The sequence below is a fragment of the Roseivirga echinicomitans genome (assembly GCF_001592935.1).
Lineage (GTDB): Bacteria > Bacteroidota > Bacteroidia > Cytophagales > Cyclobacteriaceae > Roseivirga > Roseivirga echinicomitans.
Genome location: NZ_LRDB01000002.1, coordinates 94,557 through 120,904 on the forward strand (window position 1 = coordinate 94,557; position 26,348 = coordinate 120,904).

At 40.4% G+C, this 26,348-nt stretch carries 26 protein-coding genes; 7 read left to right on the plus strand and 19 right to left on the minus strand.

Annotated features, from left to right (window positions below):
- Positions 1 to 3 precede the first annotated feature (3 nt).
- From AWN68_RS03940 to AWN68_RS03950, 4 genes are all read right to left on the minus strand, one after another.
- Positions 4 to 1,143 carry a prolipoprotein diacylglyceryl transferase gene (locus AWN68_RS03940; protein ID WP_084362757.1) on the minus strand — a complete coding sequence of 380 codons (1,140 nt, stop codon included), beginning with the start codon at positions 1,141 to 1,143 and terminating at the stop codon, positions 4 to 6.
- A 132-nt stretch (positions 1,144 to 1,275) separates the two neighbouring features.
- Positions 1,276 to 1,437, minus strand: coding sequence for a Lacal_2735 family protein (locus AWN68_RS18950; protein ID WP_157716071.1), 162 nt, complete (start codon positions 1,435 to 1,437; stop codon positions 1,276 to 1,278).
- A 31-nt stretch (positions 1,438 to 1,468) separates the two neighbouring features.
- Positions 1,469 to 3,016, minus strand: coding sequence for a toxin-antitoxin system YwqK family antitoxin (locus AWN68_RS03945; protein ID WP_172796029.1), 1,548 nt, complete (start codon positions 3,014 to 3,016; stop codon positions 1,469 to 1,471).
- Positions 3,017 to 3,277: 261 nt separating this feature from the next.
- Complete coding sequence (locus tag AWN68_RS03950) at positions 3,278 to 4,276, minus strand: 3-oxoacyl-ACP synthase III family protein (RefSeq protein WP_068411755.1); 999 nt, start codon at positions 4,274 to 4,276, stop codon at positions 3,278 to 3,280.
- A gap of 211 nt (positions 4,277 to 4,487) precedes the next feature.
- On the opposite strand from AWN68_RS03950, the gene AWN68_RS03955 reads away from it, so the two are divergent.
- A complete protein-coding gene (locus AWN68_RS03955; RefSeq protein ID WP_157716073.1) occupies positions 4,488 to 5,234 on the plus strand; it encodes a DUF6503 family protein in 747 nt (248 codons plus the stop codon).
- A 16-nt stretch (positions 5,235 to 5,250) separates the two neighbouring features.
- Here the strand turns inward: AWN68_RS03955 and AWN68_RS03960 are convergent, their stop codons facing one another.
- Positions 5,251 to 5,949, minus strand: coding sequence for an SOS response-associated peptidase (locus AWN68_RS03960; protein WP_068411761.1), 699 nt, complete (start codon positions 5,947 to 5,949; stop codon positions 5,251 to 5,253).
- Between the two features lie 203 nt (positions 5,950 to 6,152).
- Here AWN68_RS03960 and AWN68_RS03965 point away from each other — a divergent pair, with 203 nt between their 5' ends.
- From AWN68_RS03965 to AWN68_RS03975, 3 genes are all read left to right on the plus strand, one after another.
- On the plus strand, positions 6,153 to 7,781 hold the full coding sequence (locus AWN68_RS03965; RefSeq protein ID WP_068411764.1) for a pyruvate dehydrogenase complex dihydrolipoamide acetyltransferase: 1,629 nt from the start codon (positions 6,153 to 6,155) through the stop codon (positions 7,779 to 7,781).
- 55 nt (positions 7,782 to 7,836) lie between these two features.
- The gene (gene hslV / locus AWN68_RS03970; RefSeq protein WP_068412215.1) at positions 7,837 to 8,376 is read left to right on the plus strand and encodes an ATP-dependent protease subunit HslV; all 540 of its coding nucleotides are present in this window, start codon (positions 7,837 to 7,839) and stop codon (positions 8,374 to 8,376) included.
- Between the two features lie 88 nt (positions 8,377 to 8,464).
- Positions 8,465 to 8,992: a hypothetical protein gene (locus AWN68_RS03975; protein WP_157716074.1), complete on the plus strand. Its 528-nt coding sequence runs from the start codon at positions 8,465 to 8,467 to the stop codon at positions 8,990 to 8,992.
- A gap of 186 nt (positions 8,993 to 9,178) precedes the next feature.
- Here the strand turns inward: AWN68_RS03975 and AWN68_RS03980 are convergent, their stop codons facing one another.
- The 7 genes from AWN68_RS03980 to AWN68_RS04010 form a co-directional block, all read right to left on the minus strand.
- Positions 9,179 to 11,086 carry a M61 family metallopeptidase gene (locus tag AWN68_RS03980; protein ID WP_157716075.1) on the minus strand — a complete coding sequence of 636 codons (1,908 nt, stop codon included), beginning with the start codon at positions 11,084 to 11,086 and terminating at the stop codon, positions 9,179 to 9,181.
- A gap of 175 nt (positions 11,087 to 11,261) precedes the next feature.
- Positions 11,262 to 11,612, minus strand: coding sequence for a preprotein translocase subunit SecG (secG, locus tag AWN68_RS03985; protein ID WP_068411773.1), 351 nt, complete (start codon positions 11,610 to 11,612; stop codon positions 11,262 to 11,264).
- The gene (locus tag AWN68_RS03990) at positions 11,605 to 12,531 is read right to left on the minus strand and encodes a hypothetical protein (protein WP_172796030.1); all 927 of its coding nucleotides are present in this window, start codon (positions 12,529 to 12,531) and stop codon (positions 11,605 to 11,607) included. Before AWN68_RS03990 ends, secG begins: the two co-directional genes overlap by 8 nt.
- Positions 12,497 to 13,030 carry an LPS assembly lipoprotein LptE gene (gene lptE / locus AWN68_RS03995; protein ID WP_068411778.1) on the minus strand — a complete coding sequence of 178 codons (534 nt, stop codon included), beginning with the start codon at positions 13,028 to 13,030 and terminating at the stop codon, positions 12,497 to 12,499. Before lptE ends, AWN68_RS03990 begins: the two co-directional genes overlap by 35 nt.
- Positions 13,017 to 14,294, minus strand: a complete 1,278-nt coding sequence (locus AWN68_RS04000) for a sigma-54 interaction domain-containing protein (RefSeq protein ID WP_068411781.1) — start codon at positions 14,292 to 14,294, stop codon at positions 13,017 to 13,019. Before AWN68_RS04000 ends, lptE begins: the two co-directional genes overlap by 14 nt.
- 17 nt (positions 14,295 to 14,311) lie before the next feature.
- On the minus strand, positions 14,312 to 15,781 hold the full coding sequence (gene miaB, locus AWN68_RS04005; RefSeq protein ID WP_068411784.1) for a tRNA (N6-isopentenyl adenosine(37)-C2)-methylthiotransferase MiaB: 1,470 nt from the start codon (positions 15,779 to 15,781) through the stop codon (positions 14,312 to 14,314).
- A gap of 158 nt (positions 15,782 to 15,939) precedes the next feature.
- Positions 15,940 to 16,386: a hypothetical protein gene (locus tag AWN68_RS04010; protein ID WP_068411787.1), complete on the minus strand. Its 447-nt coding sequence runs from the start codon at positions 16,384 to 16,386 to the stop codon at positions 15,940 to 15,942.
- 270 nt (positions 16,387 to 16,656) lie between these two features.
- On the opposite strand from AWN68_RS04010, the gene proC reads away from it, so the two are divergent.
- From proC to AWN68_RS04025, 3 genes are read left to right on the plus strand one after another with little or no spacing between them, the layout of a single operon-like run.
- A complete protein-coding gene (proC, locus tag AWN68_RS04015; RefSeq protein ID WP_068411790.1) occupies positions 16,657 to 17,484 on the plus strand; it encodes a pyrroline-5-carboxylate reductase in 828 nt (275 codons plus the stop codon).
- Positions 17,485 to 17,486: 2 nt separating this feature from the next.
- A complete protein-coding gene (gene proB / locus AWN68_RS04020) occupies positions 17,487 to 18,266 on the plus strand; it encodes a glutamate 5-kinase (RefSeq protein ID WP_068411793.1) in 780 nt (259 codons plus the stop codon).
- Positions 18,267 to 18,275: 9 nt separating this feature from the next.
- Positions 18,276 to 19,475: a glutamate-5-semialdehyde dehydrogenase gene (locus AWN68_RS04025; protein ID WP_068411795.1), complete on the plus strand. Its 1,200-nt coding sequence runs from the start codon at positions 18,276 to 18,278 to the stop codon at positions 19,473 to 19,475.
- A gap of 42 nt (positions 19,476 to 19,517) precedes the next feature.
- Here the strand turns inward: AWN68_RS04025 and AWN68_RS04030 are convergent, their stop codons facing one another.
- From AWN68_RS04030 to can, 7 genes are all read right to left on the minus strand, one after another.
- On the minus strand, positions 19,518 to 20,216 hold the full coding sequence (locus AWN68_RS04030; protein ID WP_157716077.1) for a hypothetical protein: 699 nt from the start codon (positions 20,214 to 20,216) through the stop codon (positions 19,518 to 19,520).
- Between the two features lie 8 nt (positions 20,217 to 20,224).
- Positions 20,225 to 22,495, minus strand: coding sequence for a xanthine dehydrogenase family protein molybdopterin-binding subunit (locus AWN68_RS04035; protein WP_068411801.1), 2,271 nt, complete (start codon positions 22,493 to 22,495; stop codon positions 20,225 to 20,227).
- Positions 22,488 to 22,949, minus strand: coding sequence for a (2Fe-2S)-binding protein (locus AWN68_RS04040; protein ID WP_068411804.1), 462 nt, complete (start codon positions 22,947 to 22,949; stop codon positions 22,488 to 22,490). The genes AWN68_RS04035 and AWN68_RS04040 overlap by 8 nt, the downstream gene beginning before the upstream one ends.
- 53 nt (positions 22,950 to 23,002) lie before the next feature.
- Positions 23,003 to 23,827 (minus strand): M23 family metallopeptidase, encoded by an 825-nt coding sequence (locus AWN68_RS19215; RefSeq protein ID WP_068411806.1) that lies wholly within the window; start codon positions 23,825 to 23,827, stop codon positions 23,003 to 23,005.
- A gap of 83 nt (positions 23,828 to 23,910) precedes the next feature.
- The gene (gene ispE, locus AWN68_RS04050) at positions 23,911 to 24,720 is read right to left on the minus strand and encodes a 4-(cytidine 5'-diphospho)-2-C-methyl-D-erythritol kinase (protein ID WP_068411809.1); all 810 of its coding nucleotides are present in this window, start codon (positions 24,718 to 24,720) and stop codon (positions 23,911 to 23,913) included.
- 99 nt (positions 24,721 to 24,819) lie between these two features.
- Positions 24,820 to 25,635 (minus strand): enoyl-ACP reductase FabI, encoded by an 816-nt coding sequence (locus AWN68_RS04055; protein ID WP_068411811.1) that lies wholly within the window; start codon positions 25,633 to 25,635, stop codon positions 24,820 to 24,822.
- A gap of 115 nt (positions 25,636 to 25,750) precedes the next feature.
- Positions 25,751 to 26,347 carry a carbonate dehydratase gene (can, locus tag AWN68_RS04060; protein ID WP_068411813.1) on the minus strand — a complete coding sequence of 199 codons (597 nt, stop codon included), beginning with the start codon at positions 26,345 to 26,347 and terminating at the stop codon, positions 25,751 to 25,753.
- Between the last annotated feature and the right edge of the window lies 1 nt (position 26,348).

Here is a 26,348-nt window from a genome sequence, read left to right on the forward strand (position 1 = left end):
CGATCACTCCTTTTCCTTACCGATTACTACGGAGCGGATTAAAACAAAGCATCCGATAAGCACTAAAGGAATGCTCAAGATTTGGCCCATATTGTAGGTCATTCCTTCTTCAAACGCCACTTGATTTTCTTTGAAGATTTCATGGAAGAAACGAAAGCCAAATTGCCAAATCAGGAAGGTTCCGAACAGTAACCCTTCAGGTGTCTTTTCTTTGTATCTGAACCAAAGGCCTAGGAGAATTAAGAATAAGATGAGGGAAGTGGCAGCTTCATAAAGCTGGGCTGGATGCCTCACAATTCCATAGGTATGGATAGTGGCTGCCCATTGCCTACCATTCGGTGTTAACTCATAATTCAAGGGTTTTCCAAGGGGTTCTTGGTAATGCTCGTTTACTGGGTAGCGTGTAAGCATGGGTTTGAATTCTCTTTCTAATTTCGCCCTTATTTGTTGTTCAGTGCTGCTTGTTCCTTCAAAAGTCACGTAAATATCTACTGGCACAATACCTGCAGCAAGTTTTTCTGTGCTTAACCCTTTAGAAGCTTCGGCACGATCAACACCGTTGATGCCATCTTCAAAATACATTTCTGCTACACGCCCAAATACAACACCGTAGTCGCTATCAGTAGGTTTTCCAACAATTTCGGAATTCACAAAATTACCCATGCGGATGAAAACTGCCGCTAAGGCTATAGTAATTACTATTCGATCGACAATCCAGAGATAACTTTGACCTACCTTTTTCTGTTTTTTGAACTTGAGTGGAGGAAAGCCACCTGCAGTAATAAAATAATTTCTGTATAAGAAAAGGGCGAGTAAGATTAAAGGAACCGCCCCGTGACTGGCCAAACCGCCTTCCCAAGTCCTAAAGAACATTAGAGGGTCTGCGAAAAAGCGATCGGGTTCGTAAAATAGCAAATGGCCTAGGCGTGCTCCAATGATAGTAGCCAATACCATGTACACAGTAAGCGTATCTACATTCAGTGGGTCTTTACCTTCTTTCTTAAAAATATAGACCATGATTTGGTAGCCTATAATAAATCCAAGCGCAAAAAGTACACTGTACCAAACTGGCGGTTGTATTCCCCTGATGATTTCTTTCATAGGGTCCCAAACGATGTAAGAGAGTATTGTCAAATGGTGCATAGAGCAAAGATATACGAATTAGGAAAAGGTTTTAGTAAGTATAAACCTTAATCTTTGGAAGGGTAGTATAAGTATTAAGAAAAAAGTGGCGAGATTAATTAATTGAAGCAATCTCACTGGCTTTAAAAAAGGTTATTTTAAGGTATCAATTTGCTTTAAAATAGCATCCGCTTCTGCGGTTTTTAGATCGCTGGCTCTTCGGTTGGTGTGTGATAACTTATAAGCTTCATCGATTAGTTTTTTATACTTTGCCTGAAGCTTCTCCTTTTCTGTTTTTCTCGAAAATAATCCCATGACTAAAGTAACAGTAATTGAATGAGAATGTTTAGCGACCTACTTCATCAATCAGTTCTCCATTTTCATACATTTCTATTCTGATAAGTTTCCCATTTTTCGCATAGATACTCCAACCACCTTCTTTAATGCCATTGATTAATTCACCAACACTTAATTTTCGACCCTTTTCGTCAAAGAATATCCAGTCCCCATTAGGGAGGCCTTTTTTGTAAGGCCCCTCGGAAAATTTAGTGCCATCAGGATAATAACTGGTTTTTTTGCCTTCTCCATTTATCAATGATCCAGAACTGTGTTTGTCGCCATCATCGTCAGTGAATTCAGATACTTTAATAAGTTTACCTTTCTCATAAGTTTCTTCTAACATTGGTGAGCCATCTTCATGGAAGTATCCCCATAATCCATCCTTTTCACCACCCAAATAACTTCCTATTGAGGAAAGGTTTCCACCTTCGTGGTAAGTAAACCATTGTCCTTGTTGTTTGCCTAATCGGTAATCGCCCTCGGAGGTGAGTTTGCCTGTCGGACTAAAGCTTTTCCAGTTTCCAACTCTTTGGTCACTTTTGTAGCTGCCGAATTCTGAAATCATGCCGTTCTCATGGTAGTATTTCCAAACGCCTTCTTTAAGGCCTAAATTGAATTCTCCAGTTTCGGCAATTACTTTATTATCATAATAAGCGATAAAAGTGCTGTCTATAAATCCAAGGCGATATCGACTTTCACTGGCAACTTGGCCACTTGGATACCACTCCTTTGATATGCCCACGGGTTTATCGTCAGCGTAAGTGATCTCGCTGGCCTTTCTTCCTGAATCATGGTAGGTTGTCCAGGTGCCAACTTTCTTACCATTATCATAATATTCCTTAATTGAGGGAGATAACTCACTGAATTCATAATAGAGCCATTCTCCATTTCTTTCGCCATAAACAAATTGACCTTTTTCTATCACGACAGTGCCATCATATTTAACCCAATTACCATTAAGATAACCGTCTTTATAGTTGGTGTCAATCATTAATGAGCCATAAGGGTCGTACTGCTCAAATGAGCCATCAAGCTTCCCTTTTTTATATTGACTTCTAATCTGAAGTACACCGTTGTCGTAGTAGCTATTCCATGTGCCCGTTTTTAGTCCTTCCTCAAAGTCACCTTTTTCATAGGTCTTCCCTGAGCCATAGTAGGAAGACCATGTGCCATTAAGCTTTCCCTTTGAGTAGTTTGTGATGACTGTCGATTTCCCTTCTTCGTTGAAAAGTACATAGGCCCCATTTAAGGAGCCGTTATCATATTTGAGTCTGGCCCTTTCTTGTCGGTCAAGAAAGATCATCCAAATACCAGCTTTTTTTCCTTCAACATAGTATCCTCTCTGAAGAAAGCTACTATCAGAATTATACATTGTCCAAAGACCATCGCGCTTACCTTCTTTTGTTTTACCTTCTTTCGTCAAGGATGGATCATCGGAAGGGAATATAAGTTCATAGCCTTCCTCTTGGGCAATGCCCGAAAAACTTAGAGTAATGAAGAAAAGGCTAGAAAGTATTAATTGATGAAAGCGCATAGAACGTATATCGGATTGCATGCAATTGAGTTTCATAAAAAATGATTCGGATCTTCCTTCTCAAATATTACGCCAATAAAGCCCAAATCATTGTGCTATTTGATGTCTTTCAATAAACATTCTAAAGCATTAATTTAATTAGGTAATAGCAATGCTTAAATTACCCTCATATTGGATGCTCTTAGGCTAATCAGTTAACAGTTAAAGGTGTATTTGGTTCAAAATACTGGAATGTAATTGTTGCTGAAAAAAAGGCGATGAAAATATAACAATTTACCCGTCCTACCAACGGATTAGCGCTGAAGCCCATGTGAAGCCACTTCCGAATGCGGCCAAGCAGATCAAGTCTCCTTCTTTAATCTTACCCTGCTCCCAAGCCTCACTTAAGGCAATTGGAATTGAGGCAGCTGTTGTATTTCCATAATGCATAATGTTATTAAACACTTTCTCATCAGGCATATTTAGCTGCTTCTGTACGTAGTTACTGATCCTTAAGTTAGCCTGATGCGGCACCAAAAGGTCAATGTCTTCTGGTTGTAGATTGTTTGCAGCCAAAGCTTCTGCGATTACCTCACTAAAACGAACCACAGCATGTTTGAATACTGCGTTTCCGTTCATGGTGAGATGAAAAGTAGGTCCTTCTATTAATTCGGTTGAAAGCCTAATCGTTCTACTGCTACCAGGGTCTTTAACGTATAGTTCCTCCGCAAAATCACCATCGGCATGAAGATGAGTAGATAGTATTCCGCCTTCAGTTGGTTCAGATGCTTTTAGTACAGCTGCTCCAGCTCCATCTGCGAAAATGACAGCACTTGACCTTCCTGCTGTAGATTTGTCAATTGCTGAAGATTGAATTTCGGCCCCAACCACTAAAATGGTTTTGTACATTCGAGTTTTAATAAATTGGTCGGCAACAGAGAGTGCATAGATAAACCCGCTACATGCGTTTCTGATATCTAGCGCACCGATGCCTTGAAGTCCAAGTTCTCTTTGCATCAACACACCCGATCCTGGGAAAAAATAATCAGGAGTAATAGTAGCGAATACAATGAAGTCCACTTCACTGACATCGGTTTGAGCTCTTTCAAGCGCCATTTTTGCAGCTTTAGTGGCCATATTGGATACTGTATCTGTTTCTGGGTCGAACCACCTTCGCTCTTCAATGCCCGTTCGTTCTATGATCCATTCATTATTGGTGTCGATTATTTTTTCGAGGTCTTTATTTGTAACAATGTTTTTTGGTACGTAATGACCTAAACCAACAATTCGGGAACTCTTCATGGCAATGTTATTTATGGATACAAAGTAAAGAAATATCCGATAGTTCTATATTGTTTCTGAAAGCTTCCTTCTTTAAAGCGGAATAAGGCCACTCATCATAGCATTTGTTGTCCTACTCAGTTCAAAGGAATTTATTCGGCCACCCAAGTAATGGAAGTAACCAATTGGAGGCAATAGCGTAATGGCTTACGGAAGAATTGAATTGTGTAAAATGATAAGAATTAATCCAAGCGTATTTTTGGCGCTGGCGTGGGTAATGGCTTCTTCGAGTTGTTCGGTGAATGAACCAACAGCCCAACAGATATTGAATTCGGCCATTCAAAAACACGGATACAAATCGAGTGAGGCGCTTGAAATTCAATTTGATTTCCGAGGTAATCATTACAATGCCAGAATCTCTGATAAAGGAGATGTATACAAACGTATTTCCCATGAAAATGGAAATGAATTAGAAGATATATTAACTTCTAATACCTATATAAGAAGAGTTAACCAGAAAGAGGTTAAGGTGATAGAAGATTCACTCTCAAATGTATTAGCAGGTGATACTAGGTCCGTAGTCTATTTTGCTTTGTTGCCATATGGGACTAACCGTGAGGCAATGAGTAAACACCTTATGCCCTCTATTAAAATAAAAGATGAATCTTATTATAAGGTAGAAGTAACTTATGGTAAGAATGGAGGGGGGAAAAATTTTGAAAATATATTTGTGTATTGGGTAAACCAAAATACACATACGATCGATTACTTGGCCTATAGCTACTATATTAATGGTGGAGGGGTGAGGTTCCGTGAAGCATACAATCGAAGAGAGGTGAACGGGGTACTGTTTCAAGATTATATCAATTACACCATCGATAGTGACTTCCCAGCCCATGAATTGGATTATGCTTTCCAAACCAATCAATTGAGAGAGATATCAAGAATTGACCTTGAGAACATTCAAGTAATTCGGTAACTTTACTTTCCGTTTTTTAACCAAACAAGGTGAAACTCCCGAATTGATTGGCTGGGGGGGCTTTCTTGAAAAGTTCTGGGCCATCAAATTCTGGATTGTTTATTTTTGGAGTGATTGAGTAGCGGTCTAACGCCTTTTCACGATAGGGGGTAATGAAGTTAATTATGCTCTCTTCCGTATTGGACTCGTTCAGCCAATCTGTCATCAAATCACTATTGAGTATGGCGGGCATTTCGTTTGAAATGTCTTCCACATCTGAATTGGCCTTTGTCGTAATCATCATGAAAGTATGAATAGATACTCCATTTTCATCTTCAAACTCATCCCACAGTCCAGCAATACCAAAAGGGCTATTGTCAACCAAATGAAAACGGTAAGGCACTTTCTCTTTCTTTGATATATGCTTCCACGCGTAAAAACCATCAGCAATAATTACACAGCGCTGAGATTTTAGATTTTTCCTCAGACTGGCTTTGTTTAATATCTGATCTACTGGAGCAAATATTAATTTTTCACTAATGCTATTTTTTTTGACAAATGCAGGATTGATTCCCCAATAGAAAAATGAAAGTCCATCTGGGCTTTCTGCTGTGATTACAGGAAGTAATTTAGTGGGTGAAGCATTATATTTTTGTGCATACTGCCCAGTGACTTCTACATTGAAATACTCTTCAATAACTTTAGCAGAACTGGCAATCGAATAGCTGGATGGCATATTAAACTTTTTAGAAATTTAAGCGATCAGGTTCATAAATACTAATACTTCGAGCCATTACATACTGGTCTAAGTTGGTGAAGTAGTGCCTTGAAGATTAGCCGATTATAAAATGATAACAAAAGCTTAGGGCAATAGGTCATTCAATAATTTGAATATCGGTTGTTTAAAACTATTTTTGGGCTCAATTTTTCACAAATCATATGGCAGAAATCGTTAGGATGCCGAAAATGAGCGACACCATGGAAGAAGGGGTGATCGCTGTTTGGCATAAAAAAATAGGTGATAAAGTAGAATCAGGTGAGTTAATGGCTGAAATCGAGACCGATAAAGCGACCATGGACTACGAATCATATAATGAAGGAACCGTATTATACCTTGGCGCTGAAGAAGGTGAGGCTGTTCAAATCAATGGTATTTTAGCCATTGTAGGAGAAAAGGGAGAGGATTATAAGGCACTTCTGAATGAGTCAAGTGAAAATGGCTCCGAAATTAAAGAAGAAAAACCAGTGGAAGAGAAAAAAACTGAAGCGATTGATACGAGTAACATAAAAGCGGAAGTGGTGAGAATGCCAAAAATGAGCGACACCATGGAAGAAGGGGTTATTTCGGCTTGGCATAAAAAGGTGGGGGATACAGTAGAATCAGGTGAACTGATGGCTGAAATCGAAACCGATAAAGCGACCATGGAATACGAGTCATATAATGACGGAACTGTATTATACCTTGGCGCCAAAGAAGGAGAGTCTGTAGCTGTAAATGGTGTTTTGGCTGTTGTTGGTGAAAAGGGCGCTGACTATGAGACGCTTTTGAAAGCTGAAGGTCAATCTGGAGACACATCTGAACCGACCAAGGAAGAAACAACCGAAGCCGCTCCAAAGCAGGAGGTTGCCGCATCTAAGAAAGAAGAAGTTTCGGCACCCGCTGAAACAAATAATAACGGAAGAATTAAAGCGTCTCCTTTGGCCAAGCGTTTGGCAGAAGAAAAAGGAATCAATATTGCTGAAGTGAAAGGTTCTGGAGATGGCGGAAGAATTATAAAAAGAGACGTTGAGGAGTTTGTTCCTGCTAAAACTACTGAGCAAGCTAAACCAGCTGCTGGTAAACCAACATCAGCACCAGCTGTGGAGCTACCTAAGATTGTAGGAGAAGAGAGCTTTGAAGAATTTAAAGTGTCTCAAATGCGAAAAACAATCGCGAAGCGTTTGGCTGAAAGTAAATTTACTGCTCCTCACTTCTACCTTACCATGGAAATCAATATGGACAAGGCCATTGAAGCAAGGGTGAGCATGAATGAGGTTTCTCCAGTGAAGATTTCATTTAATGATATGGTAATTAAAGCAGCAGCAGCAGCTTTAAGAAAACACCCTCAGGTGAATTCATCTTGGTTGGGAGATAAGATCAGAATCAACCACCATATCCATATTGGAGTAGCAGTTGCTGTTGAAGATGGTTTGTTAGTGCCTGTAGTGAGGTTTGCTGATAATAAGCCACTTTCGCACATTGCGGCTGAAGTGAAACAACTAGGTGCTAAGGCAAAGAATAAAGAATTGCAGCCTGCTGAATGGGAAGGAAATACCTTTACCATTTCTAATTTAGGGATGTTTGGTATTGAAGAATTTACTGCCATAATCAATCCGCCAGATGCCTGTATTATGGCTGTTGGTGGAATCAAGCAAACGGCAATCGTTAAAGATGATCAGTTGGTTATTGGGAACATCATGAAAGTAACAATGTCATGCGACCACAGGGTTGTTGATGGCGCAGTTGGCTCTGCCTTTTTACAAACCTTTAAATCTTTATTAGAAGACCCAGTAAGGTTGCTGGTTTAGAAACTTATTAAGTCAAAGTCCCGTTCTCATACGGGACTTTTTATTTAGAATGAACATGACCAAAATTAGATCAACCACCGTATTAGCGGTAAAACATAATGGTTCAATTTCAATTGGGGCTGACGGGCAAGCTACGATGGGAAATACCGTAGCTAAGAGTAATGTAAAGAAGATCAGAAAGCTTCAGAATGGTAAGATAGTGACGGGCTTTGCCGGGTCAACTGCCGATGCTTTCACCTTATTGGAAAGGTTTGATGAAAAATTAAGTGCTTACGGGGGCAATATGAAGAGGGCCGCAATTGAATTGGCGAAAGATTGGCGTACCGATCGTTACTTAAGAAAACTTGAGTCCATGCTGATTGTAGCCGATAAGGATGATATTCTCATCTTATCTGGGACAGGTGATGTTCTGGAGCCAGATAACGGTATTGCGGCTATAGGTTCTGGGAGTATGTATGCTCAAGCTGCTGCTCAGGCGCTGAAAACTCATGCCAAGGATCTAAACAGCTATGAAATTGTTGAAGAGAGCCTTAAAATAGCTGCTGACATCTGTATATATACAAACCACAATTTGATTATAGAGAAAATTTCTTAATTTCGTAATAAGAAAAAGATTTTCAGCTACTTAGCTCTGATTTTAACAGGAGGGGGTAGGTGGAGAACAACATAAACGAAATAAGATAATGCGCACTCATACCTCAAAAATCTTTGTTTTAGTAGCATTGATTGTCATGAGCAGTAGCTGTGTAGATACTAAGATGCCTTCTTATACCGCGGAGAGTGAAGGAAGACTCCTTTTGGGCGCAACAGTGCATTTGGGGAATGGCGAGGTAATTGAAAATGCTGCTTTGATAATCAAGGATGGATATGTCACCCGGTTGGAGAGAAATGCTTCAGAAAAGTTCGACCTTTCGAAATTTCAAGTAGAACTCTTAAGCTCGGAATATCATATTTATCCCTTTAAGAAAACTAAATTAGGTAATTCAGGGATTGTGCTGCCTAGGGCGGATGCAAAGCCTTTCAATATCACTATTAGCGATAGCGAAGCAGAAAAAGGGGTCGCTATTGGGGCTGAAGCTGCTTTGTTAATTTGCAAAGGAAGCATAACGGACATCAGTAAGTTTAAAGTAGAATATGTTGTGGATGGCAGGGATAAAATAAAAATACTTGAGCAGTCGGACTACAAGGCAAAAGGGAATAACAATCGCTAATACGCAAGCCTTGATACATGAATTTGAAAGAGCTACCCATTGGTAGCTCTTTTTTGTTGCCTTTTACTTTTGGAAACCTGTGGTTTTACTTTTTGCAATTTTTGAGAGTCTCTTCCAATAGTGAATGTAAAAAAGGGTCACCGATTTCGGTGACCTTTCAATTGTTTTAACTCAAAATATGGAATCTCAATTCTTTGGTTCTAACCAAGCCTTTCTCAATTTGAGCTGAGCTGGAGTAGCATTCTCATCAAAGGCCAATGTAAGGGCTATAGGCACATCGATTTGTTGGTTAGGCGCAGTAAGTGTCATTTCTTTAGGCTCGCCATCTACGGCCCTAATTACTGTTACGCTCATAGTTTCTAGTTCTGGGATTTTCTGAAATTGTCCGCCTAAGAAGTTATTGATTTCTGGACCAAGCTCTGGAAGCTCGTCTCCGTTCATTTTCAAGATGATATCACCGTTTTGTAATCCAAGCGCTTTGCCCATAGCATCGAGTTTATCTTGATTACCAATCGCCAACATTCTTTTTCCATTGTATTCGGCTGCGGCTATGCTTTCTTGACTGATGATTAATGAATATTGCTTTGTTGTACCGCCTTCAATCATATTTACACCAACTTCGGCCAATACTTCTTCATAGTTGATGGGGGTGTTCCCTGCTACATAAGTGTTCAAAAATTCACCAACTTCCGGGTAGGTCATGGCTACTATCTCACTGAACAATTTATCGTCTTGAAAAGACTTCTCCATACCGTATTTTTTAGATAGCCCAGCCATCATGTCTTGTACACCATAAGCGCCATCAGAAAGCTTTCTAAGCTTGATATCTAAAGCCATTCCAATTAAGGCACCTTTCATGTACACATTGTAGTATTGGTCCGCATAGGTGTCTAAAGCGCCAAGGCTCAATTCAGTAAAAGGTAAATCATCTTTGAATTGCGCAGAAGTGAGGATCTTTTCTCTTAACATGTCCAAGTATTCATCAGGGCTGACCAAGTCGTATTTTACTTGAACACTCCCCGCGAAATATTCCGTCATGCCTTCGTACATCCAAAGATGACGCGACATTTTAGGGTCGTTAAAATCGAAACTTCCAATTTCTTCAGAATGAATGGTCAATGGAGTTACTATATGAAAGAACTCATGTGCCGCAAAGTCACGTAACTGTTGATTCATTTGTTGAATGGTTTGCTCAGGCATAAAATAGAGTGAGCTGAATGAATGCTCGAGTGCTCCATAAGAAACTACTGGCTGATCTGTAAAGTAGAAAATGAAGGCATACTTCTCAACAGGTAATTTCCCGCCTAAGAATGTACTCTGTGCCGCCAATACTTCTTTGATACTGGTTGCAATTTCTTTAGCAGTTACCTTGTTGTTAGGAGAGTAGCTGGCAACTAGTACTTCTGTATTGGCTACTTTAATCACTGCTGTATCAGCCTTGCTGTACATTAATGGAGAGTCCACCAAGCGATCATAATCTGACACTTCGAATCTGTCAACTGTACTGTTTACATCAGGAGTAATGAAATCTCGCTTTCTTAATGATCGGCTTAAGCTTGTATTTGTGGCTTCTGCTTTTAAACCAGTAGCACCATAAAAATTCTTAGGGCGAATGATATTAAGCTCGAAGGTTTCTTTTTTCATTCCTTCAAAGTAACCGAAGAAACCGCTTGTGTTTAAAAGGAAGTTTTCTCCTTCCGCAATGTTGGTTCCTGCAGGTTGGAATATCTCAGCGCCCTCTTTCGGGTTGTCGTAAGTATCATCCACCCAATAGCTTATTTTGGCTATTTTCTTTGCATTGCTGATTTTCCAAGTGTTGTCATCAAGCCTTTTAACGAGAAGCGCATTTCCTTTTTTATCGAAGGCTTCAAAATCAGATACCATACGACCATAGTCTGCAATGGCGTAAGTGCCAGGAATGATTTTGGGTAGATAGAAAATGATTTCGTCTTGTTTGATTTTTGGAGGAGCAAGCTCTACAAGTACTCTATCGTCTGACACACGGGTAAGATCAATAACATACTTGTATGGGGTCGCTGCCCATGTGAGTGTTGTGAATAGGAGACCTAAACAGATAAATTTGAGTTTGTTCATAATGTTGAATTTGAATACCAGAAGTTTGACATGCTCTGGCATTGATTTATGTTATAACTGCAATATTAATGCTATTGTGTAAATGTTAAACGCGAAAAGTACGGGTTTAGAGTACAAGGCAAAAAAAAGACCATCAATAATTGATAGTCTTTTTATTATAGAGTCTTTTGTGTGCTTACTGGTTACCAGTTGTGTCAGGAACCGTTTGAGTTTCTGGAGTTACTGGAACCGGTTGTTGCATCGGTATTTCTTGCAGTGCCTTATCTATATTGGGGTTATTGGAAAAGTCGCTATTACTGTTGTCTACCATCATACCTGATGCCAAGCTGAGGGCCAATAAGGTTAGTGCAAAACCCCAAGTTACTTTTTCTAATAAATCGGTAGTCTTCTTTGCTCCAATTACTTGAGTAGCGCCTGCGCCACCGAACTGGCTTGATAGACCGCCACCTTTAGAATTTTGAACCAATACGATTAAAATTAAAAGTATGGCAACGATGATGGCAAGGATTATTAATAGCTTAAACATTCTGTACTTCCTTTATTTTTTGAATTTGGCTCGCAAAGTAAGTTCTTTTTTCAGGAAATTTCAAGCTTAGTTTTTCATAAATGTCAATAGCCCGAGTATATTTTTTCTGTTTCAGTAGTAATTTGGCCAGTGTTTCAGTGATGAACTCGTCTTTTGACTTCATATGCTTGGCCGCAAGGTCCTCCTGAGAGTATTCATTGTCCTCGTTATTGCCCTTTTTGTTTTCAAAACGAGGTTCATTTTTGATGAATTTCTCAATCAGTTCAACTTGAGATTTATTGCTTTGCTGTTTTGGCTCTCGTTTGGCCTTTTCTATCTGTTCTTGACCTTCAAACATCTTAGCCAATCGGAGTTTGCGCTCTTTGATCTCTAATAAGTCTTGCTCAAGCTGATTAATTTCTTGGCTTTGCTGACTCAATGGTGTAGTAGCTAAGGTTTCTTTCGTCACCTCTTTGTTGTCGGTATTGACCAGAGCATCTTGAATCGCGTCTTCCTCCTTTACTTGCTCATCAAACCTAATGTTTGCTGTTGCCTGTGTTTTCACAGTTAAGGGTTCAGAAGCTGTACTGATATTTATTTTAGGAGAAGTGCTCTTTGGGGCATCCTCAAAGCTTATTTCACCTAGGATTATTTTCTTTAGGTGAGCCCTATTAGGAGAATAGATGGCTGCTTTTTTAATGAATGCATCCGTTTTTGGGTGATTTCTGTCTTTTAGCGCTTTGGCTACTAGTACATAGGGCGTTTGAAAGAAAGGATATTTTTTACGCAGTTCATTCAGGGATTTAATGTCCTTATTGGTGACTTGGTGTAGGTTGCCAAGAAGTTGATTAAACCGTTCTTTATTCACTGGTTTTTGTTTTGGGATGTCTAAAATAGAATGAAAATTACCATTGGGCAACTGAGGCCTGGAAAATTTCAAAAATAATCTCTTTAAAAATCTGGCTTACCAACTCTGGTTCGACAGTGGTTAATGATGTTGTTTGAGGATCATAGTCCGCATAAAAACTAAAGGTACGCTTAAAATTCTCTTCTTCTTTCTTCACATTGGTAAACGCAACTTCAACACCTATGGTCAATCTCATTAAACCCGATCTATCAGCTACATTCTGGTTTCCGGATGATACAACGGCCTGAGGGGCTATGTTGTATTGGGAGATGGCACCTTCAAACTGTAAATCTCCTTTTGAAGGGATCAATTCTAATTTGGTGTTTCGTTGAAAATAATCCTTCAAGTCTTCTGTAAAGGTCTGGCCCATGTTAGGAAGCCCACCGTCAACGGCATCATTGAAAAAATTTGCAATAGAAACAGTTTTGGTAGTATTGTAGTCTATTGAAGCACCAGAAAAACCATAGGTACAACCATAAAGCATTGAAACCAATAGGGAAAGACTTATTAATAATGACTTACTCAATTTCATACTGCTTGATTTTACGATAGAGAGTACGTTCAGAGATCCCTAAATCTTTAGCTGCGTATTTTCTTTTATTATTATTCTTCTTCAAGGCTTTTATAATCAGTTCTTGCTCCTTCTTTTCAATGGATAACGACTCGTCTTCCATTTCATGTGTAATGTCCTCTACTTTATCTTCCTCGTAATCATAGTCATCAGCAATTGGTTTGGGCTCTAAGTAATAACTTTCATTTGTTTGCTTTTCAACCTGATCGCTGAGAGGGGAGTTACTGTCATCATCTATATTCCTAAACAGGTTTGGATGGTCACTAATACTCTTTTCGCTCAGATCACCAGACTCTAAAATATCGTGAACCAATTTTTTAAGCTCAGTCATGTCCTTTTTCATATCGAACAATACTTTGTAGAGCAGGTCTCTCTCACTCAGGCTTTCTCCACCTTGGCCATTATGTGCTTTGTATAGTGCAGGTAAACTTGATCTATTCTGAGGCAAATATTTGACCAAAGTCTCAGCAGAAACCTGCCTTTCCATTTCTAGTGCAGAAATTTGTTCTACTAAATTTTTCAGCTGGCGAATATTACCAGGGAAATTATAGCGTAAAAGAATGTTTTTGGCTTCGTCATCGAGCTTAATAGATTCTACTCTATATTTTTCAGCAAAGTCAGAAGCGAACTTTCTAAAGAGTAAATCAACGTCTGCTCCTCTGTTCCTTAATGGAGGGACAGAAATTGGAACTGTGCTTAATCGATAATATAAATCTTCTCTGAATTTCCCATTGTCTACAGCATCGAGTAAATCCACATTGGTGGCTGCAACTACTCTCACATCCGTTTTTTGAACTTTGGAAGAACCTACTTTGATGAATTCCCCATTCTCTAGAACACGAAGTAAACGCGCTTGCGTAGACATTGGCATTTCCCCAATTTCATCTAAAAAGATGGTGCCGCCATCAGTTCCTTCAAAATAACCTTTTCGAGCATCATAAGCACCTGTAAAGGAGCCTTTCTCGTGACCAAATAGTTCAGAGTCGATAGTGCCTTCGGGAATTGCTCCACAGTTTATCGCGATAAACTTACCGTGCTTTCTTGGGCTTAACTGATGAATTATTTTTGAAAACGATTCTTTACCGCTACCACTTTCGCCAGTAATCAATACAGTCATGTCGGTAGGGGCTACTTGAGCCGCTACTTGAATGGCGTGGTTTAATTGGGGGCTATTGCCTATGATACCAAACCGCTGTTTTATGCTTAATATTTCGTTGCTATTCAAAGTATAGGGATTGCGGGTTAATCAACAGAGTTTCCTAGAAGTGTGGCAGTTGTACAGTCGTCCACAAAAACATTTACATAGTCTCCTTTCTTGAAGTTCTTTTTAGGGAAGATCACCACTTTATTTGCCGTGTTTCTTCCACTAAGGTGTTCTTCGGAACGTTTTGAAGTGCCTTCTACTAGTACCTTATGTACCTTGTTTAGGTCAAGTTTGTTTCGTTCGAATGAATAATTGCGCTGTTTATCGATGATTTCTTGTAGCCTTCTCTTCTTTACGGCCAATGGAATGTCGTCCTCGTGTTTTTTGGCGGCCAGCGTGCCTGGTCTTTCAGAATAGAAAAACATATAAGAGAAATCGAATTTCACATAATCCATCAAGGTTAATGTATCCTGATGTTCTTCTTCTGTTTCGCTACAAAAGCCAGCAATCATGTCGGAAGATATGCCACATTCATCACCCAAAATTTCTCTGATGGCATCAACTCTGTTAATGTACCATTCGCGTGTATACGTTCTATTCATCAGCTCTAACACTCGGCTGTTACCACTTTGTGCAGGCAAATGGATGTATTTACAAATGTTCTCATACTTTTTCATAGTATGGAGCACTTTGTTGGTAATGTCTTTTGGATGTGAAGTAGAAAAACGAACCCTGAGGTCAGGAGATACTTTGGCGACCATTTCGATCAAATTGGCAAAATTGACCAATGCTTCGGCTTCACCTTGCTTTTCCTTCTTCTCTAGCCACGCCTTGTTGTTCTCTTCCGGAGACCATTTGTAGCTGTCTACATTTTGGCCCAAGAGCGTTACTTCTCTATACCCTTGATCGAAAAGTTCTTGTGCTTCGCGAACAATTGAATGCGGGTCTCTACTTCTTTCACGGCCTCTGGTAAATGGGACTACACAGAAAGAGCACATGTTGTCACAACCTCGCATGATTGAAATGAATGCGTTAATTCCGTTTGAGTTTAATCGAACAGGGGAGATATCGGCATAGGTTTCTTCTCTGGAAAGGAGGGTATTTATAACCTTTAAGCCTTCTTCTGCCGAACCTACTAAATTTGGCAAGTCACGATAGGCATCTGGCCCAACGACAAGATCTACCAGCTTTTCTTCCTCAAGAAGTTTGTCTTTCAGCCTTTCAGCCATACAGCCCAAAACACCTATGGTGAGCTCTGGCTTCCTTTTCTTTATTTTATTGAAATCGGTTAAACGTTTTCTAACGGTTTGTTCGGCCTTTTCTCTGATGGAGCAGGTATTCAAAAAGATGACATCGGCTTGTTCAAATTCCGAAGTGGTGTCATAACCGTTGTCTTTCATGATGGAGCTTACAATCTCGCTATCAGCGAAATTCATTTGGCATCCATAACTTTCTATGTAGAGTTTCTTTTTCTTGCCTGTGTTTTCCTCTTTCGAAGTCATCACAGTATCGGTCACTTCCTGATTATTTCTATCTAGAATGTCTATATCCTGAATAATGTTATCCATTTACTTCTATCTCTATTCTACAAATTTGAACCGCAAATATAGGTGTTTTGCGTGAAGAAGTGCCAATATGGCAGCGAAGTGTTGGGTTAATGTGTTTGGGTATTGACGTGTGGAGTTGTTGATGTTTTTAAAAATAATTTTAAGGGATGATCAGGGAATTAGATTTCGTCATAGCGTTTAGTTAAACGGTCGTAAGCTGAATTTAAATCCAGATGAAAATCACTGTCCGTTTGATCTAAATCCAGTTGTAGTAATGAAGAAAGACCGAATCTGTTTTTGTCGGATAACACGAAAGAAGTAATGAAACCCTCTTCGGGGTAAATAACTACGTCATGAAAAATCTGGAAGAGGCTAATGATTCTGTCACCATAATCATATTGCATGTCTCGCATGTCGACCAGAATAGCTAACGGTTTAAAGGTGAGTAATGCCAACCCTATTTTTTGATAGAGAAATTTGCCGTAATGTTCTCCTTGAGAGCCATGGCTACACTTGCCCTTTATTTCTACCCAAAGAATACTTTCTACTTTGTGTTCATAGATGTCGCAGGCAATTTCGGTGCAGGGAAGAATAGAAAGTTCTTGGTGTATGAAGCTATTTATCATTTGTAATAGTGAGGTGTCATTTTCAAGATAAGATGTTTTTTAAATTAATTGGAACATTAAACCCTTACTGTTGTTGACTAAGTATAATGAGCTACGCAAAACATATTAAATACTCGAGAAAGGTTACTTTCTCTAACTCTCTGGCCCTTCCTGTGGTCTACTGCGTGTTCGTTAATTAATTCATCAAAATCTAATTGTTGTCGCCACCGAGGTATTCGCCTGGGGCAGTTTGCTATAAGCAATCTTTAAATTCATTTAATAAACACAATCATGAAAGTGCTAGTAATTGGTGCAGGAAATATGGGCTTAATCTATACGTCCTCCATCGCAAAATCGGGTTATTTAAAAAAGGAAAACCTGATCATCTTCGATAAATCTCTTGAGTTAAGAGAAACGCTTAAAAAATCTATAGAAAATTATGAAGTCTACGATAGTCTAGAGGAATGCCTCCCTATAGCGGACATCATTTTTCTGGCGGTAAAACCTTACCACAGTGATGAACTCATGCACGAAATGAGGGAAATGATGAATGACCAACAATTGGTGATTTCTATTATGGCAGGGATTACCATTGAAACCATTCAACAAGGTTTGGGAATTACAAAAGTGGTGCGCGCCATGCCAAACCTGCCTGCGCAAGTGGGTAAAGGAATGACTTCCTACTTGGCAGCACCAGAAGTTTCACGCATAGAACTGTGGAGAGTTGAAGATTTATTGAACACCACAGGTAAGTCGGTAAGGGTTGATTCGCAGCGCTTTATTGATGCCTCTACTGGTATTTCCGGCTCGGGACCAGCTTATGTATTCTATTTTATGGAATCCATGATGGAATCCGCTAAAAGCATGGGCTTTTCAGATAACGACTCAAAGGTATTGGTGAGTGCGACTTTTGAAGGGGCCATTGAACTGTTCAATAAGAATAAGCTTTCTGCAAACGGTTGGATGAAAAAGGTCAGCTCAAAAGGAGGTACTACCCAAGCAGCATTAGACTCTTTGGATGACAATAATGTGCAACAGTTAATTCATGATGCCGCATATGCTGCCTTTAATAAAGCAGTAGAATTAGGGCAGGAAGAAACAGAACTACAAGTAAAATAGTCGTGGTAAAATCAGGAAAAAAAAGAGTAGTGATAAAAGTAGGTACCAACGTACTGACCAATAAAGACAACCGTATTGTAAGACCTGTAATTCAGGGAATTGTAAGACAAATAGCAGAACTGTATGAAAGAGACATTCTTTCGGTCTTGATTTCATCAGGGTCAGTGATTGCTGGAAAAGAAGTGCTTGGGCATTCTAAAATCAAAGATAAGGCCATCAGAAGGCAAGTTTTCTCCTCTGTGGGGCAACCACGAATGATGCGAACCTATTACGAAACCTTTCATGATTACGGAATGAAGTGTGCTCAAGTGTTGGCCACCAAAAGGGATTTTAACCCTGGCGTTTGGCGCGAAAATATGATCAATTGTTACGAAGGATTGATGTCGGAAGGCATCATTCCAATTGCGAATGAAGATGACGCTACATCGCTATCGCACACCATGTTTACCGATAATGATGAAATGGCGAGTTTGGTGGCGGAACTGATCAATGCCGATATGCTTATTCTTTTGACCGATACGCAGGGACTTTACAATGGTCACCCTGATCATAGTGACACTTCAATTATTAGAGAAGTGAGTGCGGATGAAAATCTGGAAAAATACATTCAGAAAAATGAAAAGGGAGAGGCGGAAGGAAGAGGCGGCATGGGCTCTAAATTAAAGATTGCTCAAGGCGCTGCCGCTAAGAACATCACCACATTTATAGCAAATGGTAAGCGTGAAAACGTCATTATAGACATTGTTGATGGGAAGAAGGTAGGTACCAAATTCACAGCATAAAAAGTAAAAATGGAATTATTAAAAACAAATAAGAAGAATAAAGTATTAGCATCATTTATAAAAATTTTAGGGCTGAATAGGGCTCAAATCATAGCGGCAAATCAGTTAGATTTGGCTGCTTTTGATCCAACCGATCGCGCCATGTACGATAGGCTAATCGTTGACAATGACAAGATCGATAGCATGGTAAAAGCCGTGGAAGAAGTCATGGAGAAGGATGATCCAGTAGGACAGACAAAGTCTACCTTCAAACGAGAAGATGGGCTCGAGATCATTAACAAAACTGCACCATTCGGCACCATCATGATGATTTACGAATCTCGACCTGATGTAACGGTTGAGGCTTCGGTTTTGGCTTTTAAAGCCAATAATAGAATTCTCCTAAAAGGAGGGAAGGAAGCGATACATTCCAATCAGATTTTAATCGACTGTTGGCATCAAGCTTTACACTTAAATGGCCTAGATACGGATTGGGTGCAGCTGCTCAAAATGTCGAGAACGGAAACTCAAGCGTTCTTGAAAAATCCAGATCAGAAAATTGACTTGATTGTTCCTCGCGGAGGAGAGCGTTTGATTGCTTTTGTGAAAGAACATGCCACTTGTCCAGTGTTGGTAAGTGGAAGAGGGAACAACTTCATTTATGTAGATCATATAGCGGATTGGGACCAAGCATTGAAAGTGATTTTGAATGCTAAAACCGATAAAATCTCTGCTTGTAACGCCCTCGACAAGATTTTGCTGGATAGGCGCTTACCTGATTTAAAGAATAAACTGATTCAGCTACAAAAGGCCTTACACGAGTTCGAGGTAGAGCTTGTTGTAGATCAGGAAGTGAAGAAGATTTTGACGGAAGAGCAAGTTATTGAAAACGAAAAAATTTGGTTCGAAGAGTTTTTGGCACTCAAGGCATGCGTAGCCCTTGTAGGTGACGAAAAGGAAGCCATTCAGAAGATTAATAAATATTCTGGTGGCCACTCTTCAGCCATTATGACAACCGATAAAGTGTTGGCGCAAAGCTTTATGGAGCAGGTAGATTGTGGAGCAGTGTATCACAACGCTTCCACCCGTTTTACCGATGGTGGTCAAATGGGAATTGGTGGCGAACTGGCCATCAGTACCGATAAATTGCATCACCGTGGCCCATTGGGGCTAGAACAATTGGTGACCAATAAATATTATTTCTTCGGGAATGGTCAGGTTAGAGTATAAACTGAACCGATGATTTTTAGGCCTGTGGGATGTAAGTATTGATTATTTACAGTCTATGGGCCCTGTTTTTTGCTCTTGATTTTTCAGCAAACCTACTTCTATCAAAGAAGATGGGTCAGTGCCCAACCAAGCATGAACTTCTCTAGTAATTCCTCCAATGTGATCTTTAGAAGAAGGTCCCGTTTCATAGCCTGCAATCACTACCACACTTTTGTTATTGGCAGTAAGTAAGAGTTTGGTACCCCTTTTCGGTTTTGATTCACTGGCCCACATCATGGTTATGAACCACATTTCATCCTCTGGCGATAATTCACTTCGCTGTACTTCCCCCACAGAACCTTGTCCAAAATGCCCGCCTTCTTCAGGTGTCCATTCTTTGTTCCACTTTCTATAATACAATTGCTCAAAAGTAATTTTTGGGTCGAAGGATTGATAGAGAAGGAAACTGCGCTGAAGGTGCTGCTGTATGTTCTCGGTTATCGTTTTAGGCCAAGGCGCTTGGTTGTCGAACTTATCGGATTGAGTGACATAATGGTTTTCTTCCACAAACTTCCCACTTGTCGGTAAGTTGATGGTTCTCCTCCAAGGAGAATTTCCATAAGGCATATTGTGCACTATCTCTATTGGGCTTGTCTCACAAAAGGAGGTAGGTAATTGTATTTCTTGAATCGATTTATTCACCGTCAGTGTGGTACAACTACAAACCAAAAACAGGAGTGCGAATAACTTGAATGATTTCATTTAATGGTTTAGACTAATTTAAAACCGTGATTTTTTAAAGGAAGGGAACGCACACGTTCGCCAGTTGCAGCAAAGATAGCATTGGTGAGTGCTGGAGCAATAGGCGGGGTACCAGGTTCGCCAACACCACCTGGTGCTTCATTGTTTTCCATGATGTGCGTGAACACCTCAGGCATATGTTTCAACTTCCACATTTCATAGTTAGGGAAGTTTGACTGCTGAATTTTGCCTTCTTCAATGGTGATTTCTCCATAGACAGCTGCCGTTAAGCCAAAAACAATCCCGCTTTGCATCTGTGCAATAATGGTGTCAGGGTTTACATAATTGCCACAGTCAATCACGCAAAAGACTTTGTCTACACTAAACTCTTTATCGGGGTTAATGCTGATTTCAGCTACTTGCGCCACAATGGAGCCGAAAGATTCGTGAAAGGCAATGCCTCGGCTTTTCCCTTCGGGAAGAGGTGAATTCCAATTGCTTATTTGGGCTACTTTGTCCAGCACTTTTTTCTGTCTAGAATTTGAAGAAAGAAGTTTTGCTCTAAACGCATAAGGATCGGTATCGGCTTCATTAGCGAGTTCATCAATAAAACTTTCAGTGAAGAAGCCATTGTAAGAATGGCCTACACTTCGCCAAAAACCTAAACGCATTGGGCTTTCAATAAACGAATACCCCACTTTTCGTGCACCCAGATTATAAGCTAAACCCAAAGCGCCTTCGGCTGCGGTAGTGTCCTGAGATTCTGGTGGAGTCATCAATGGGAAGTTCCGCCCAATGCTGCTCCGTAAAACCGACTGAAGCGTAACATGATTTTCCCAAGCGGGTATTGTTCCGTCATTATTGATCCCTGCCTTAAAACGGGCCATGGCCGCTGGGCGATAGGTATCGAATTGTGTATCTTCTTCTCTCGACCAAACCATTTGAATAGGTGTGCCTTTCATAGATTTGGCAATGCGCACGGCTTCGGTAACAAAGTCGTTTTCGGCCCTTCTGCCAAAACCACCTCCCAAGTACTTTATATCGATTTCAACTTTACTGCTGTTAATATCGGCTTCTTTGGCGGTGGCCATGGTGACCAGGAATGGTGCTTGATGCCCCACCCAAACCTTGGCTTTGTCTTCTTCCACCAACACCGTGCAGTTGATGGGTTCCATGGTAGCGTGGGCTAAAAATGGAACTTCATATTCTGCTTCGAAGACTCTATCGGAAGTTTCAAATGCCGTAGCCGTATCGTCAATATCCTCTTTTATGTGTCCGATTTCTTTGTCGAGTCTTGCCTTTAGAAGCTTAGAGATATGAGCAGAAGAAAGCTGTTCTTGCCCCTTACTGTCAATTTCAAAAGTTAGGGCTTTGGCTGCTTGTTGGGCTCGCCAAGTATTGTCTGCAATTACAGCGGCACCCGCAGGCCACTGCACTATGTGCTTTACCCCACGCATGGCCATTACTTCCGCTTCATTCATAATGCTCGTAATTTCTCCCCCAGTAATTGGGCAGTGCTGGACGGCAGCAAAAAGCATATTCGGTAAACGCACATCAATGCCATATTCGGCTGCTCCCGTCACCTTTCCTTTTAGATCGATGCGCTGGGTAGGTTTGCCAATGATTTTGAAATTGGACTTCGCTTTTAAAGTCGGACGGTTATTGGGTTTTTCTTCCGCAGCAAAAGGCGCAAGAGATCCGTAAGTGACTTTTTCTCCGGTTTCAGTATTGATGATAAAGCCTTTTTCTGCTTTCAATTTATCAATGTCAACAAACCATTTTTTCATGGCCACTTTCATTAACATTTCCTTGGCAGAAGCGCCCATAATGCGGTAATGCTCGTAGCCGTCACGAATGGTGGTGCTTCCGCCAGTGGCGATATAAGGAAGAATGTAGGCCACTTTTTCCATGAAATGGAAACCTGTAGAGCTTGACGTCCTTTCGTAATGGGTCGCTAAGTTGACATTGGCATAAGGCGATTCTACTTGTGGGTGAATTACTTCAATTTGATCTAAATCCACTTCTAATTCTTCAGCAGTAAGCATGGCCAATGCCGTATGAACACCTTGACCCATTTCTGCACGAGCAATGGCCAGTTTGATTTTGTTGTCTGGGGTAATATGAATGAAGGCATTGAGCGATTTTGCCCCCTCAAAGCCCATTCCGCTAAACTGCTTTTTCTTATAATTAGAAAAGGCCACTCCGCCCAAACCTAATGCAAAACCACCTCCGATTACAGCTCCGGAAATTATAAATGCCCTGCGACTTATTTTCTGTCCTCTAGTTCTTTCTTTAGCCATTTTCTTGATTTTGAGTCAATACCTCTTTAATGGCTTCTTTAATTCTTTGGTAAGTTCCGCAGCGGCAAATGTTAGAAATGGAAGCGTCAATTTCTTCTTCGGAAGGCTGGCTATTGTTTGCAAAGAGGCTTTCTACGGCCATAATCATTCCCGATTGGCAATAACCACATTGCGGCACTTGATGGTCGATCCAAGCTTGTTGAACCCGTGATAGCCGATCATCTTTTGCAATGGATTCAATGGTAGTAATGGCTTTTCCTTGCAAGGCAGCAATAGGCAATACGCATGAGCGAACGGCCTGTCCATCTAGGTGAACAGTGCAGGCGCCACAAGCGGCAACTCCGCAGCCATACTTGGTTCCAGTAAGGTTAAGTTCATCGCGCAGTACCCAAAGCAAAGGCATATTGGGTTCCACATCCACTTCACGGTCAATACCATTCACGTTAATCTTCATAGCAAAATTTATCCGTTTTGGAATTTAAGAAAAGAAAGCGGAGGTGAAAAGCTTTACTGTTTTTTGATTGCTGTATAGGTATTCCCTTCTATCAGAATTTCGGCTTTATCGTTTGAAGTCTTGAATAGAGTGGGGAGAGAAACTTGTCCGTCTTTTTCTGTTTTACGCACTATAAAATGAAGGTGAGCCCCCGTGCTCCAGCCCGTATTGCCACTTAAGGCAATCGGGTCACCAGCTTCCACTTTGTCGCCCAATTCGACCGTAACACCTTCGAACTGCAAGTGGAGGTAGTCTGCATAGGTGCCGTCTTCATGCAATATGGTGACGTAGTTGCCCATATCATTGCACCTTCTACTTCCACAGCCTTGATTGGAATCTTCTTTGATACGCACCACTTCTCCCGCTCTAGCAGCTAAAATTGTCGTGCCTTCATCCATAGTGAAATCGAGTGCATTATCACCTTGATGAGTGCGAGTACCGTTGTAGCCTTGTGTAAGTCTATAGCTTGTGCCTTCTTCAAAAGGAAGAAAATATTCTTGTTTAGGGTTGTGTTGTGCATTTGCGTCTCCAAAACGATAGATGTAGCTGAAGGAATACTGCCAAGATCTATCATGAGGTATAATGAGGCTTGTAAGCCTAAATTCTTTACTATTTGCAGGGACTACAATAAAATCAGGGACATCTTTAGAAGGCCTCAAACCTTTCAGTTTCAGTGTTAATGTCACCGTTTGCGGATAGGGTTTGTCATTGTCTGCGTAAAGCCCAATTCTCCCATCTTCTTTTATATCATATACATGGATCTCTTTTTCCTGGGCAAAAGAAAGCGTGTAGAAACTGGAAAGAAAGAGTAAACCGAGAAGTATTAACCGAATGTGCATATGTGATCAGGCCAATGTGTTAAAGACGGTTTTAATATACGATTTATTGTAAAAGGTAGTTTGAAACGGTTTCGCCTTTTCTACTAAAGCTCGATTAGTTTATGCACATGTTTTTCGAACACTGGCGTAATCTCTGGTTTTTCGGTATACAACCCGAAGAGGGTAGAACCAGAACCACTCATGGCGGCATACACTGCTCCGTTTTGATAAAGAGCTTCTTTGATCTCACCTAAAATAGGATGATTAGGAAAGATGGAAGCCTCAAAATCGTTGACTAGCTTTTCGCGCCATTGCGCAAAATCCTTGCTTTCTAAAAGTGATTTCAAGTCTACTTCATTTGACTTGGGCGTTACATTTGCGTAAGCTTCTTGGGTAGAAATGTGTACATCGGGTTTGACCAAAAGCAACCACATGCCAGATAAATCAAGGGTGAGGACTTCTAAATCGGTACCAGTTCCTGTGGCAATAGCTGGTTTGTTCTGAATAAAGAAGGGACAATCACTACCGAGTTGGGCTGCATAATCTTCGAGGACAGAATCATCTAAGAATAACTGAAATTCACTGTTTAGCATTTTCAGCATAAAAGCAGCGTCTGCTGAACCCCCGCCTAAGCCAGCACCCATCGGAATGATTTTGTGTAGGCAAATATTCAATTCGGGCAAGCCGAAATCTTTGCGTAGCAGTTTGTAAGCCTTTAGAACAAGGTTGTCTTTTTCATCACCAGGAATGGCAATCCCGCTAGAAGAGAAGGAGATTTTTTTACTTGGAACAAATTCCAATACATCACACCAAGGAATAGGGTAGAGGCAGCTTTCGATGCTATGGTAGCCAGTATGAAGCTTCCCCGTTATGGAAAGGCCTAAATTGATTTTAGCATTGGGGAATGTAACCATGGCGCGATTGGTGAATTAAAAACAGCCTGCTGATTTTCGTTTTAAAACGCTTTGTCGGCAGGCTGTTTAAATATTGTCCTTAACGGACTATTGATCTGTTTAATCTTTCTTTAACTGCTCAATCAATCGATCAGTAATGCCTGAAGAAGAGAAGCCTCCATCGTGCATTAAGTTTTGCATGGTTACCATTTTGGTGTAGTCTGAGAACATCATGGCACAGTAGTTAGCGCAGTCTAGCGCACTAGCATTGCCTAATGGGCTCATTTGGTCAGCATAAGAATAGAATACATCAAAACCGCCAACACCCGTTCCCGCAGTGGTCATGGTAGGCGATTGAGAAATAGTGTTTACTCTCACTTTTTTCAGTCTAGCATAACGCTCACCGTAGCTTCTTGCAATAGATTCAAGCATGGCTTTCGCATGTGCCATGTCAGAATAATCAGGGAAAGTACGTTGTGCCGCAATGTATGATAAACCTAGAATTGAACCCCATTCGTTCATGGCGTCTAATTTTTCGGCTGTCTGCATTACTTTATGAAAAGAAATGGCTGAAACATCTAAGGTTTTAGTTAACCAATCGTAGTTCAAATCGCCATAATCACGGCCTTTTCTTACGTTCGGGCTCATGCCTATTGAGTGTAAAACGAAATCGATTTTACCACCCAAAATTTCTACTGACTTGGAGAAAAGGTTTTCTAAATCTTCGATTGAAGTTGCGTCTGCTGGTATAATTTCAGAGTCACAGGCTTCAGCCAATTTATTGATTTCACCCATTCTCATAGCGATTGGCGCATTGGTAAGGGTGAAAATAGCCCCTTCAGCCTTTGCTACTTCAGCTACTTTCCAAGCGATAGATCGTTCGTCTAATGCGCCAAATATGATTCCTCGTTTACCTTTTAATAGATTATTTGCCATAGTACGTTTTCTTATTTCGGTCGTAAAAATAGACATTCAATTTAATAAACCGATACGAAATGTGTTTTCGAACAATCAAACATACTATGACAAATAGCTCACTGGTCTTGATATATTAAAATGCAGTTGATACATCTAAGTCTTTAATCAAACCATTTTTAATGTCATAGACCCAACCGTGAACCTTTGGCGCATCATCTTTTGCCCAAGAGTTTCTGATAATACTTGTTGTGGTAAGGTCATACACTTGTTCTATCACATTGAGCTCTACAAACCTATCTGCACGGGATTTTTGATCTTCAATGCCATCTAATTCTGTTTTATGCAGTCTGTAAACATCCTTGATATGACGAATCCAGTTGTCTACCAAGCCATATTGGTTGTCGTCCATTGCAGCTAAAACACCACCGCAACCATAGTGACCACATACGATTACATGCTTCACTTTTAAGATATTTACCGCATAATCTAGCACACTTAACATATTCATGTCGGTGTGAACAACCATGTTGGCAATATTTCTATGTACGAAGATCTCACCTGGCTCTGTACCTGTAATTTGGTTGGCAGGAACTCGGCTATCGGCACAGCCAATCCATAAAACGGGTGGCTTTTGGCCATTCGCTAATTTGTTAAAGAAGTCTTTGTCTTCGTTTAATTTATCTTCAACCCACTTTTGGTTGTTATCGAGTAATTGTTTAGCTAAAGTCATA